The organism is Caballeronia sp. LZ008 (genome assembly GCF_031451435.1).
GTDB classification, from domain to species: domain Bacteria; phylum Pseudomonadota; class Gammaproteobacteria; order Burkholderiales; family Burkholderiaceae; genus Caballeronia; species Caballeronia zhejiangensis.
Genome location: NZ_JARUXK010000001.1, coordinates 42,526 through 54,510, shown reverse-complemented (window position 1 = coordinate 54,510; position 11,985 = coordinate 42,526). Strand labels below are relative to the sequence as shown.

The following is an 11,985-nucleotide window of genomic DNA, read 5'->3' as shown; positions in this document are numbered from 1 at the left end:
ATGGCAAGCGAGCAAACCACTTTTCCGCAATTCGTTTCCGCGGGCGACATCCTCACCGACATGATCCGCACGGACGTGTCGAGCTGGCTTTCGCGTCCGGGCGGCGCGGGCTGGAACGTCGCGCGCGCGGTCGCGCGGCTCGGCCTGCCGACGGCCTGCGCCGGCTCGCTCGGCACGGACAATTTCTCCGACGATCTGTGGGACGCGAGCGTCGCTTCGGGCCTCGACATGCGCTTCATGCAGCGCGTCGAGCGTCCGCCCTTGCTCGCGATCGTCCACAAGACGCAGCCGCCCACGTACTACTTCATGGGCGAGAACGGCGCCGATCTCGCGTTCGATCCGTCGCGGCTGCCGCAAGGCTGGATGGAGCGCGTGAAGTGGGCGCATTTCGGCTGCATCAGCCTCGTGCGTCAGCCGCTCGGCGCGACGCTTGCCGCGCTCGCCCGTCAGTTGCGCGAACACGGCGTGAAGATCAGCTTCGATCCGAACTATCGCAATTTGATGGAGCACGGCTACGAGCCGATCCTGCGCAACATGGCGGGCCTCGCCGATCTGATCAAGGTGTCCGACGAAGATCTGCACATGCTGTTCAAAGGCATGCCCGAAGCCGACGCGCTCGCGAAAATCCGCGCGATGAACCGCCAAGCCACCGTGCTCGTCACGCGCGGCTCGTCGGAAGCCACGCTCTATGCCGGCGACGAGCAATACAGCGCGCGTCCGCCGAGCGTCGAAGTGGCCGATACGGTCGGCGCGGGCGATGCGTCCATCGGCGGATTGCTCTATAGCTTGATGGCGCGTCACGGCGAATGGCCCGAACATCTGAAGTTCGCGCTCGCGGCGGGCGCGGCGGCGTGCCGTCATTCGGGCGCGCATTCGCCGTCGCTGGATGAGGTCGAGGCGTTGCTGAAATAAGCGTCGCACGCGTTACATATCAGCGTGCTAGCATGGATTCGTCCTTGCCTGGAGGCGAATCCATCATGGAAGACACCACCTACACGAAAGGCATCTACACCGCGACGATCGGCGTGCGCGCCATCGACGGCGGTCAGTACCAGGGCCTCGTCTCGCTCGCACGCGACGACGGCGAAGATACCGAAGCGACGCTCTACGAAGTGGAAGCCGCGTCGGGCAACGAAGAAGAAGCGCTCAACGAAGCGCGCGCGCTCGCGCACCGCATCCTCGGGGAAATCGAGTTGTAGCCACGCTGCATGGCCGCATCGGAGGACAACATGCCGGAGCAGATCTTCCTTTATGGCGTCTACGCCATCCACGTGAGGCCGGTCGAGCTGCAGGGCTCGCGCTGGGACGCGGAGTACGAGATCCGTCATCACGACAAGGCGGTGCAGACGTGGACGACCGTCGGCGGCGACGACGGTCTCGCCGATCGCGCCGAAGCCGTCGAGCTGGCGCATCGGCGCGCGGTGTCGGATATCGAAGCCGGCGCGGGCATTCCCAAGCCGCGCGCGTTTCCCTAACTCTCGCTCGACGAATGCACGACGCCCGCGTGGCTGTTCAGCGCCAGCCGCTCGGCCTCGCGATGATCGATCGCTGACGCGCGCTCGTAGCCCTCGCGCCCGAGCGCGCGTTCGACGTAATCGAAAAGCACGCCCTGCGGCTCGATCAGCTTCGCCTTGAACGCGATCTGCAGCGTGCTCGCCGCGAGAATGTCCGCGGCGGTGAATTGCTCGCCGAGCAGCCACGGCCCCTCTTCCAGCGCGTTTTCGATCGCGTGCTCGACGCGCGCGAGATCGCCCCATCCGAAACTCACCGTGTTGCCTTGCGCGCCGGTCACGCGTTCGGCCATCGCGGGTTCGAGACACGAACCGGTGAAAAACATCCACTGCAGAAAGCGCCCGCGCGACGGATCGTGCAGCGGCACGCCGAGCGTCGTTTCCGGATAGCGATCCGCCAGATACAGCAGCACCGCGCCCGATTCGGCCACGCGCACGCTGCCGTCTTCCAGCGCGGGCAGCTTCGACATCGGATTGACGCGGCAGAAGTTCGGATCGTTCTGCGCGCCGGCTCGGATGTTCACGAACTCCAGTTGATACGGCACGCGCATTTCTTCGAGCATCCACAGCGCGCGAAAGGCGCGCGTCTTCGGCCAGTAAAAGAGCTTCATCGGCTGCAATCGGGTTGGCTGTCGAGGCATTCAGGTTAGCCCCTTCGCGCGCCGACGCCCGATCCGGGTTTACGCGAAGCACGGACAGATCGAGGAAATTTCTCTCGCGTATCTCGAAAATCAGCCCGATGTTTCTCGGCGCGACGGTATTCGCTGCGAGTAAGCAAAAACATTCCGCTTTTGTCGGCAAAGAATGTCGCATTGCCTCGCATACCTACAAGACACGGAGATCTCATGAACGCGCGCGTCCCCGCCGATGCCTTTTTTCCTCCCGCGCTGTCGGACTATCAACTCGGCGACAACCTCTCCGCCACGAAAGGCCGGATCTTCCTCACCGGCACGCAGGCGCTCGTGCGTCTCGTTTTGATGCAGCGCGAACTCGACCGCGCCGCCGGCCTGAACACCGCTGGCTTCATCAGCGGATATCGCGGCTCGCCGCTCGGCATGGTCGATCAGCAATTGTGGAAAGCGAAGAAACTGCTCGCGTCGCACGATGTGCGCTTCTTGCCCGCGATCAACGAGGAACTCGGCGGCACGGCCGTGCTCGGCACGCAGCGCGTGGAATCGGACGCGGAACGCACCGTCGATGGCGTGTTCGCGATGTGGTACGGCAAAGGCCCGGGCGTCGATCGAGCAGGCGATGCGCTCAAGCACGGCAACGCGTACGGCTCGTCACCGCACGGCGGCGTGCTCGTCGTCGCGGGCGATGACCACGGCTGCGTGTCGTCGTCGATGCCGCATCAGAGCGATCAGACGATGATCTCCTGGCACATGCCGGTGGTGAATCCGTCGAACGTCGCTGACATGCTGGAGTTCGGCATCTACGGCTGGGCGCTGTCGCGCTTTTCGGGCGCGTGGATCGGCTTCAAGGCGATTTCGGAGACGGTCGAATCCGGCTCGACCGTCGATCTCGATGCGCTCAGGCTCGACTGGCAAGCGCCGCAAGATTTCACGCCGCCGGCGGGCGGCCTGCACAACCGCTGGCCCGATCTGCCGAGCCTCACGATCGAAGCGCGTCTCGCCGCGAAGATCGAGGCCGTGCGCCACTTCGCGCGCACGAACAGCATCGACAAGTGGATCGCGCCGAGCCCGCGTGCGAACGTCGGCATCGTGACGTGCGGCAAGGCGCACCTCGATCTGATGGAAGCGCTGCGCCGCCTCGATCTCACCGTCGACGATCTCGACCGCGCGGGCGTGCGGATCTACAAGGTCGGGCTGTCGTATCCGCTCGAAACGACGCGGCTCGAGACCTTCGTCGAAGGTCTGAGCGAAGTGCTCGTCATCGAGGAGAAGGGCCCGGTCATCGAGCAGCAGATCAAGGATCATCTGTATAACCGCGTCGACGGCGCGCGGCCGATCGTCATCGGCAAGAACGCTCGCGACGGCGCGCAACTGCTTTCCGCGCTCGGCGAATTGCGTCCGTCGCGCGTGTTGCCGGTGTTCGCGGACTGGCTCGCGCGTCACAAGCCGGCGCTCGATCGCCGCGACAAAGTGGTCGATCTGGTCGCGCCGCAAATCCTGTCGAATGTCGCCGATGCCGTGAAGCGCACGCCCTATTTCTGCTCGGGCTGCCCGCACAACACCTCGACGAAAGTGCCGGAAGGCTCGGTCGCGCAGGCGGGCATCGGCTGTCACTTCATGGCGTCGTGGATGGAGCGCGACACGACCGGTCTCATCCAGATGGGCGGCGAAGGCGTCGACTGGGCGTCGCACTCGATGTTCACGAAAACGCCGCACGTCTTTCAGAATCTCGGCGACGGCACGTACTTTCATTCCGGCATTCTCGCGATTCGCCAGGCCGTGGCCGCGAAGGCGAACATCACGTACAAGATTCTCTATAACGACGCCGTCGCGATGACGGGCGGCCAGCCCGTCGACGGCAGCATTTCCGTGCCGCAGATCGCGCGTCAAGTGGAAGCGGAAGGCATCGCGCTGCTCGTCGTCGTGAGCGACGAGCCGGAGAAATACATCGGTCACGAAGATCAGTTTCCGCGCGGCACGACGTTTCATCATCGCGGCGAGCTCGACGACGTGCAGCGCCGTCTGCGCGACACGCCGGGCGTCACCGTGCTCATCTACGATCAGACGTGCGCCGCCGAAAAGCGCCGCCGCCGCAAGAAAGGCGAGTTTCCCGATCCGGACAAGCGGCTTTTCATCAACGAAGCCGTCTGCGAAGGCTGCGGCGATTGCGGCGTGCAATCGAATTGCCTGTCGGTCGAGCCTGTGGAAACGGAACTGGGACGCAAGCGCCGCATCGATCAGTCGTCGTGCAACAAGGATTATTCGTGCGTGAACGGCTTCTGCCCGAGCTTTGTCACGGTCGAAGGCGCGAAGCTCAAGAAGGCCGAAGGCCACGCGTTCGATCCCGCCGAACTCGCGCGCCGCGTCGATGCCTTGCCGCTGCCGCAAGGCCAGCTCGATAACGCGCCGTACGACATCCTCGTGACGGGCGTCGGCGGCACGGGCGTCGTGACGGTCGGCGCGCTCATCAGCATGGCGGCGCATCTCGAAGGCAAGAGCGCGTCGGTGCTCGATTTCATGGGCTTCGCGCAGAAAGGCGGCTCGGTGCTGTCGTTCGTGCGCTTCGCCGCGACCGATGCGCTGCTCAATCAGGTACGCATCGACACGCAACAGGCGGACTTGCTGCTCGCGTGCGACATGGTCGTCGGCGCGAGCCCGGAAGCGCTGCAGACGGTGCGGCACGATCGCACGAAGATCGTCGTGAACACACACGCGATTCCGAACGCGAGCTTCGTGCAGAACCCCGAAGCGAATCTTCACGCGGATGCGCTGCTCGACAAGATGCGTCACGCCGCCGGCCCCGCCGCGCACGACGCGATGCGCAGTTGCGACGCGCAAGCGCTCGCCCAGCGTTTTCTCGGCGACACCATCGGCGCGAACATTCTGATGCTCGGCTTCGCGTGGCAGCTCGGCCTCGTGCCGCTGTCGCTCGCAGCGTTGATGCGCGCGCTCGAACTGAACAACGTCGCGGTCGCGGCGAACAAGCTGGCGTTTTCGATCGGCCGTCTCGCCGCGCACGACATGAAAGCGCTCGAATCGCTGACCGCATCGACCCAGCAGAAGCGCATCGTCATGGCGGATATGCCGCTCGCGGAACTCATCGGCGATCGCGAAGCGCGCTTGCTCGCGTATGGCGGCAAGAAGTTCGTCGGGCGCTATCGGTCGCTGCTCGCGAAGGCATCGGCGAATGAGGACGTGAAGCGCGCCATCGCGATTTCGTTCTACAAGCTGCTCGCCGTGAAGGACGAATACGAAGTCGCGCGCCTGCACGCGGACCCGGCGTTCCGCGCCGCGCTCGGCGCGCAGTTCGAAGGCACGGCAGGCTCGGATTACGCGGTGAAGTTCAACTTCGCGCCGCCGGTTCTGTCACACGGCGCGCCGAAGAAGAAAGTGTTCGGCCAGTGGATGTGGCCGGTGCTCGGCGGTCTCGCGAAGTTTCGCGCGCTGCGAGGCACCGCGCTCGACGTCTTCGGACGGACGCTCGAACGCCGCATGGAGCGTCAGCTCGCCGACGACTTCGAGATCACCATGACGCGCGCCTTGTCCCGCCTGAACGCCGACAACGCGAAGGACGTGCAAGCCCTCGCCGCGCTGTTCGAGAAAGTGCGCGGCTACGGACACGTCAAGCTCGCGAACGTCGCGATGGTCAAGCGCAGCGAACGCGACATCGCGGCGCGCATCGGCATCGAAGCGGCGACGGGCGACGCGGTGCGCGCCTCCATCGATTCGATGAAGGGCGCGGCATCGCTGAAGGGGATTCCGGTCGTCGTGGCGAAGTAATCAGTCGATATCGTCGGGCAGCCAGTCGATATCGCCGCACAGCACGCAGCGCTTGCCCTGCGCGCGCGTCTCCACGGAGAGCGTGACGCAGGGCATCGCTTCGTTGATCGACAGATACGGCTTCGTCACGTGCACGCGCTCGGGATCGCCGAGGGCCGCGCGGAAGTACGGACGGCGCAGCCAGTTCGCGCCCTGCGCATCGATGAGCGGCAGAAAGCGCGCTTCGTGCGCGGCGCGGTCGGCGCGCAGCACGACGTTGCGGCCGGCCTGCTTGCCGTTCTGATCGAGCAGAAAACAGCGCGCGGCGTTATCGAGCGCGAGGAAATTCCAGCACACTTCTTCGAGCGGCTCCCCCGCCGCGAGCCGCTCGGCCGCGCGCTCGAACGCGCGGATATACGGCTGAAGCCTCGTCGCGACGCGCCGTTCGCGCGCTTCGGTCTGCAGTCGGTAACGCTCGGTCAGCTCGCCGATCACGTTTTGCGCGTGCGCGCTGTCCGCGAGACCCGGATGCGGCCGCGCGAAGAAAAAGCCCTGCACGAAATCCGCGCCGCTCGCGAGCGCGAGTTGCGCCTCGTGCTCGGTCTCGACGCCTTCGATCAGCACGAGCTTGCCCGCCTGATGCAGCAACGACACGATGCCCGACAGCACCGCCTCCATGTTCTGCCGCTGCTTGAGCGAGCGAGCGGACAGCGGCGCGTGAACGTTGTGGCCGGCGTGCGAAAGCATGACGCGATCGAGTTTGACGATGTCCGGATCGAGCTGCCAGATCCGTTCGATGTTCGTATGCCCCGCGCCGAAATCGTCGAGCGCGATGAGAAAGCCGTGGTCGCGGAACTGCTGCACCGCGAGCGCGAGCCGCTCGATATCCTCGGCGCTTTGCTCGAGCACTTCCAGCACGACGCGGCGTGGCTCCAGATTCAGGCGCTTCAAATTCGCGAGCAGCGCGGCGGCGTGATACGGCTCGGTCAGCGCGCCCGGATGCACGTTGAGAAAGAGCCATTCGTCCTTCGCGCCGAGCATCCTGAAGTTTTCCAGATGCAGCGCCTGCGCGAGCCGGTCGATCTGCAACGCCTCGCCGACGCGCGATGCCTGCCCGAACACATCGAGCGGCGACACCGGGCGATCGAGCGCATCGTGCGCGCGCAGCAAGCCCTCGTATCCGACGGCGCGCATGTGCGACAGACTGAACACCGGCTGAAAGACGCTCGATAACGTCAACTCGCCGTGTTCGACCGAATAGCGATCGAAGCCCGATGTCACGCCTAGCTCGAAGCTGCGCGCGGAAACCGTCGTCTTCTCGGGATTTGCGATCATCATGCCGATGCCCTCGCCTGAACGCCGTGGCGAAACGCACTCGGCTGCGTGATGCCCCATACCATTGTCATAAGAACTGCCCTCGGTGATCTCGCCGGGAGTCTCTCTGTCCCGTGGCTTTCGGTAAAGCAAGCTCCATGCGCAGAGCGCGCTGCGCGCAGCCGGTGTTTTGCGTCCCGCGTGCACCGTCAGCAGGCGATTTCAGGTGCACGCGCACCGTCGCGGTGCGAAAGCCGGCGGCGCGTCCGCTGCCCGCATCGCGAGCAAACGCTAAACTTTGCGCTCATCGAAACAATGCTAGACGCCGCGCGCACAGCCGTTCGTGCGTCTGGTGCAGTAGCGCACACATGGAAATCGTTTTTACCGTTCTCATTCTTCTGCTGGCTGTCGCGCTTTCGGGATTCGGACTGAGCCTGCTTCCGATCAAGCTGCCGCTGCCGCTCATCCAGATCGCGATCGGCGCGTGCCTCGCGTGGCCGGGCTTCGCGCTGCACGTCACGTTCGATCCTGAACTTTTCATGCTGCTCTTCATTCCGCCGCTGCTGTTCGCGGACGGCTGGCGCATACCGAAGCGCGAGCTGTACATGCAGCGCCGCGCGATCCTGATGCTTGCGCTCGGGCTCGTGTTCATCACCGTCGGCGTGCTCGGCTATTTCCTGCACGCGATGATTCCGTCGATGCCGCTGCCCATCGCGTTCGCGCTCGCCGCCGTGCTTTCGCCGACCGATGCCGTCGCGCTGACGGGCATCGCCGGGCGCAACCGGATTCCCGCGAACCTGATGCACGTTCTCGAAGGCGAGGCGCTGATGAACGACGCGTCGGGCCTCGTCGCGCTCAAGTTCGCGATCGCGGCCGCGCTGACGGGCGTGTTCTCGCTGCGCGACGCGACGGTCAGCTTTTTCATCATCGCGGCGGGCGGGCTGGCGATCGGCGCGGCGATCAGTTGGGCCGTCACCGAGATTCCGTCGCGCCTGCTGAAATTCTCCGACGACGACGATCCCGCCGCGGGCGTCATCCTCACGATCCTGATTCCGTTCGCGTCGTACGTGATGGCCGAGCACGTTGGCTGCTCGGGCATTCTGGCGGCGGTGTCGGCGGGCATGATGATGAACATCCAGAGCTTGCGCGAAGGCATTCCGAGCGCGGTGCGCGTGCGCATGACGAGCACCTGGACGATGATCGAATTCGTCTTCAACGGCATGGTGTTCATCCTGCTCGGGCTGCAGTTTCCGCACATCATCGGGCAGGCGCTGATCGAGGCGCATCACGACGGCAACGCGCAGGTGGGGCTGTTGATCGGCTATGTGTTCGCGACGCTGATCGCGCTTTATGCGTTGCGTTTCGTGTGGGTGTATTCGCTGCGCTGGGTCGCCGCGCGCCGTACGGCGAAGCAGGGCCTCGACAGCGCCGCGCCCGGTTTTCGCACGCTGGCGCTGACGACGATCGGCGGCGTGCGCGGTGCCGTGACGCTGGCGGGCGTGCTGTCGCTGCCCGTGACGCTCGCCGGGCGCGATCTGGCGATTTTCATCGCGTCGGCGGTGATTCTGGCGTCGCTCCTGATCGCCGTCGTCGGCTTGCCGCTGATGCTGCGCGGCATCGAGCGCGAGAAGAATCCGCATGCGGTGGAGGAGCGCATGGCGCGTCGCCGCGCGGCGCAGGCCGCGATTCGCGCGATCGACGATACGCATGATGAGCTCATCGAACAGATGGACGAAGCCGCGTCCGCGCGTTGCGCCGATTCGACCGCGCGCGTGATGAGCATGTATCGCAGACGGCTGGAATCGCTCGGCGACGAAGAAGCGTCGCGCAAGGCCGCGAAGAAGAGCGAAATGGTGGAGACGCGGTTGAAGATGGCGGCGTTGCGGGCCGAGCGAGCGGAATTGCTGAAGCTGCGCTCGTTGCAGCATATCAACGATGAAACGCTCAATAAGCTGATGCGGGAGGTGGATCTTTCGGAGACTGCTATTGTGAATCGGAAGCGGGGGGCGGGGGCGTAGGGGTTTGGGGCTTCTTGTCGCGATCTTCATTTTTATTGGCCTCGTTTCTGTGCGGCGCAAAGCAGGAATTTTTCTATCTTCCTTACATGGGCCATGCGAATTCCCGAATAGATACGACTAACGCTGAGCAAAAATTTCGCATCGCGCGAGACGCTAAAGCGAGTTTCGCTTTCCCTTGCGACTGTCTCGCCTCGCCTGAGCGCGCAAGAACAATCTGATTCTCTCGTCCGGCGCGGGCGATTGATCTTCGCAAGGGCGGTGCGTCAAGAATTGGACACACATATCAAGCGGCTTGCGCTACCCTTCGTAAGGCTAACGAGTCTGATCGGAAACAATGGCAACTTCGGACTAGGAAAGCGCGGCTTCTCGCGTACGTCATCGTCTGGATCAACGACGCTCCGAAGTTAAGTACTGCTTCTGACTCGCCAACGGCGGTTTTTTTTATGCCGGTTACGTGCGTTCAGCCACGAAGGAGGAATACTTGAATCGAAGAGAGGAATACTTTGAACGGCGTGACCAGGCCTTTCGAGGACAGCATCAACCTTATTTTCTGGAGATGCGCAGTGTACCGAGTTCGGCCACTGCCGATGTTTTCAGTATCGAGGGCGAAGAAGCGATCGGACGCGAGAGCCGCTACACAATCCAGTTCACGCATACCTCGCATGAGCTGTCTCAGCGTGATTATCTTGGCAAACGCGGCTCGTTGCTTATTCAGCCGCCGCGACGACTCAGACCCGAACCGCCACGTCACAAATACGGCGTCGTGACGGGCTTCTCCAAACTTTCGACCTCGAAGAACCAAAGCGTCTACGAAGTCGTATTGGAATCGCGGCTCGCGCTTCTGCGAAACACGCCGAAAGTTCGCTTCTTCTTCGACAAGAGCGAGCCTGAAATCATGCAACAAATCTTGCAGGAGCACGGCTTCAACAAGATTTGGGCGCGCGTGGAAATGAAACTGTATCGGACGTATCAAAAGCGGCGCATCGTCACGCAGTGGCAAGAGTCCGATCTGGCATTCCTCAAGCGGATGTGCGAACGCACCGGCATCTGGTTCGTCTGCGAGGAAGTCCGTCCGCTATGACTACGACCATGACCGGCGCAAGAGAACGCCGGACCTGTGCCTTCTGCTCGCGTGTCAGCTTCAGGAGGAAGGCGCGGCACCTTGCACGGAAGCGGCCGTCGCGCTGCTGTTCGCTTCATGGAATCTGCTTCACGAGAAGAAGCTCAAGCCCAAGGCGCGGCTCTTTCGCTCGATGCCCACGACAACAGACGACATACCTGACGCCATCAAGACGCTTGTCGCTGCGGAGCCGACACCGGTCAAGCGCCTGAAGCACATGTGGATAAGCGGTCTGTCCAAACCCGACGGGCACGTGATGCGCGCAGCGGTGAAGGACAGCGAGCCGGAATTGACCTTGCTCGACCTCGATCATGCAATCGGCCTTCCGGGACCGGCCAGCCCGCTGCTGATGCAAGCACTCGCGGCTGAATTGATGCAGTACGGGCAAGGTCCGCAGGTCGTAGTCACGCCTGCCGCCGAGGGTGTCCGGCTGAATTTGATCGGCAAGGACTATGCACCGATCGCGCGCGCCGTCGAGCCGAACCTGAGCCTGATTCAAATGTCGACTTCATACGGCTTCGTTTGCCTGACCGTGTTGCTGCTGATCCTAGGCGAATCGGGCGAGTTCGGCCCTGGCTGGTTTTGGGGTATCGCGGCCGCCGGGGTAGTCTTTCTGTTGATAGTTCAGCCCGCTGCGCAGATCTTCAAGCGGCGCACAGTGACTCAGGAGTTCTACGAGCGAGCGCGTTCGGGGGGATGAAATCGATCAGGAGAAGCGGATGGATCGGCTGAGGTGGCGACGCGCGCTGTGGCGCGTCGATCGCTGAGCCAGCGCGTCTGCGACGGACGCGCTTGCGCGGTTTGAGGGACGTCATCCACCGATGCCGCCCCGTACGAGCGCAATGTTCTCAAACCCAAGAAATTGAAACCGAGCGGCAAAGACCCTCAAACCACCCCCGCCCCCCGCCGCCGCAACAGCGCATAAAAGATGATAGCGCCGAACGTAGCCGTCCCGATGCCACCGAGCGCGAAACCCCCGAGCTTCAGCGTGAAATCCCCGGTCCCGAGCACGAGCGTCACCGCCGCAACGATCAGATTCCGGTTATCCGAAAAATTCACCTTGTTGACGACCCAAATGCGCGCGCCCGTCACCGCGATAAGCCCGAACACGACGATCGACACACCGCCGAGCACCGGCCCCGGAATCGTCTGAATCAGCGCGCCGAACTTCGGCGAAAACCCGAGCACGATCGCGAACAGCGCCGCGATCACGAACACGAGCGTCGAATAGATCTTCGTGACGGCCATCACGCCGATGTTCTCGGCATACGTCGTCACACCGGTGCCCCCGGCAAAGCCCGATGCAATCGTCGCCAGCCCGTCGCCGATGAACGCGCGTCCGATGTACTTGTCGAGACTCTTGCCGGTCATCGCGCCGACAGCCTTGATGTGCCCGAGATTCTCCGCGACGAGAATGATCGCGACCGGCGCGATCAGCGTCATCGCCGGGGCTTCGAAGACAGGCGCGGTGAAGTGCGGCATGCCGAACCACGCAGCGTTCGCGACGATCGAAAAGTCGATCGGCTTGCCCATGCCCATGCCGTTGGTCAGCACCGCGCCGAACACCATGCCGGCGGCGGCCATGAACGCGAGGGACAGCGCGAGCGTGATGCTCGTGAAAATCGTCAGAC

The 11,985-nt window shown here is 63.6% G+C and carries 10 protein-coding genes; 7 read left to right on the top strand and 3 right to left on the bottom strand.

Going from position 1 to position 11,985, the window contains the following annotated elements; translation table 11 throughout:
• The 3 genes from QCE49_RS00255 (at position 1) to QCE49_RS00245 (ending at position 1,475) form a co-directional block, all read left to right on the top strand.
• The gene (locus QCE49_RS00255; RefSeq protein WP_008351973.1) at positions 1 to 912 is read left to right on the top strand and encodes a carbohydrate kinase; all 912 of its coding nucleotides are present in this window, start codon (positions 1 to 3) and stop codon (positions 910 to 912) included.
• 65 nt (positions 913 to 977) lie between these two features.
• Positions 978 to 1,199, top strand: coding sequence for a hypothetical protein (locus tag QCE49_RS00250; protein WP_008351974.1), 222 nt, complete (start codon positions 978 to 980; stop codon positions 1,197 to 1,199).
• 30 nt (positions 1,200 to 1,229) lie between these two features.
• Positions 1,230 to 1,475 (top strand): hypothetical protein, encoded by a 246-nt coding sequence (locus QCE49_RS00245; RefSeq protein ID WP_008351976.1) that lies wholly within the window; start codon positions 1,230 to 1,232, stop codon positions 1,473 to 1,475.
• Here QCE49_RS00245 and QCE49_RS00240 read toward each other — a convergent pair.
• Positions 1,472 to 2,122 (bottom strand): glutathione S-transferase family protein, encoded by a 651-nt coding sequence (locus QCE49_RS00240; RefSeq protein ID WP_008351977.1) that lies wholly within the window; start codon positions 2,120 to 2,122, stop codon positions 1,472 to 1,474. The genes QCE49_RS00245 and QCE49_RS00240 overlap by 4 nt on opposite strands.
• A gap of 234 nt (positions 2,123 to 2,356) precedes the next feature.
• Between QCE49_RS00240 and QCE49_RS00235 the strand changes: the two genes are divergently transcribed.
• Positions 2,357 to 5,923, top strand: coding sequence for an indolepyruvate ferredoxin oxidoreductase family protein (locus QCE49_RS00235; RefSeq protein ID WP_250456651.1), 3,567 nt, complete (start codon positions 2,357 to 2,359; stop codon positions 5,921 to 5,923).
• Here the strand turns inward: QCE49_RS00235 and QCE49_RS00230 are convergent, their stop codons facing one another.
• A complete protein-coding gene (locus QCE49_RS00230) occupies positions 5,924 to 7,240 on the bottom strand; it encodes an EAL domain-containing protein (protein WP_008351986.1) in 1,317 nt (438 codons plus the stop codon).
• A 344-nt stretch (positions 7,241 to 7,584) separates the two neighbouring features.
• Between QCE49_RS00230 and QCE49_RS00225 the strand changes: the two genes are divergently transcribed.
• The 3 genes from QCE49_RS00225 (at position 7,585) to QCE49_RS00215 (ending at position 11,054) form a co-directional block, all read left to right on the top strand.
• Positions 7,585 to 9,234, top strand: a complete 1,650-nt coding sequence (locus QCE49_RS00225) for a Na+/H+ antiporter (protein ID WP_250433399.1) — start codon at positions 7,585 to 7,587, stop codon at positions 9,232 to 9,234.
• A 481-nt stretch (positions 9,235 to 9,715) separates the two neighbouring features.
• Positions 9,716 to 10,315: a contractile injection system protein, VgrG/Pvc8 family gene (locus tag QCE49_RS00220; protein WP_250456652.1), complete on the top strand. Its 600-nt coding sequence runs from the start codon at positions 9,716 to 9,718 to the stop codon at positions 10,313 to 10,315.
• A gap of 172 nt (positions 10,316 to 10,487) precedes the next feature.
• A complete protein-coding gene (locus QCE49_RS00215; protein WP_250456653.1) occupies positions 10,488 to 11,054 on the top strand; it encodes a hypothetical protein in 567 nt (188 codons plus the stop codon).
• 185 nt (positions 11,055 to 11,239) lie between these two features.
• On the opposite strand, the gene QCE49_RS00210 is transcribed toward QCE49_RS00215, so the two are convergent.
• A partial coding sequence (locus QCE49_RS00210; RefSeq protein WP_309805613.1) for a solute carrier family 23 protein occupies positions 11,240 to 11,985 on the bottom strand: 746 nt, incomplete at its 5' end.

Bases quoted from the DNA above. Each gene is read 5' to 3' on its own strand.
- QCE49_RS00255 (WP_008351973.1), top strand. From the start codon at position 1: ATGGCAAGCGAGCAAACCACTTTTCCGCAATTCGTTTCCGCGGGCGAC.
- QCE49_RS00250 (WP_008351974.1), top strand. From the start codon at position 978: ATGGAAGACACCACCTACACGAAAGGCATCTACACCGCGACGATCGGC.
- QCE49_RS00245 (WP_008351976.1), top strand. From the start codon at position 1,230: ATGCCGGAGCAGATCTTCCTTTATGGCGTCTACGCCATCCACGTGAGG.
- QCE49_RS00240 (WP_008351977.1), bottom strand. From the start codon at position 2,122: ATGAAGCTCTTTTACTGGCCGAAGACGCGCGCCTTTCGCGCGCTGTGG.
- QCE49_RS00235 (WP_250456651.1), top strand. From the start codon at position 2,357: ATGAACGCGCGCGTCCCCGCCGATGCCTTTTTTCCTCCCGCGCTGTCG.
- QCE49_RS00230 (WP_008351986.1), bottom strand. From the start codon at position 7,240: ATGATGATCGCAAATCCCGAGAAGACGACGGTTTCCGCGCGCAGCTTC.
- QCE49_RS00225 (WP_250433399.1), top strand. From the start codon at position 7,585: ATGGAAATCGTTTTTACCGTTCTCATTCTTCTGCTGGCTGTCGCGCTT.
- QCE49_RS00215 (WP_250456653.1), top strand. From the start codon at position 10,488: ATGCCCACGACAACAGACGACATACCTGACGCCATCAAGACGCTTGTC.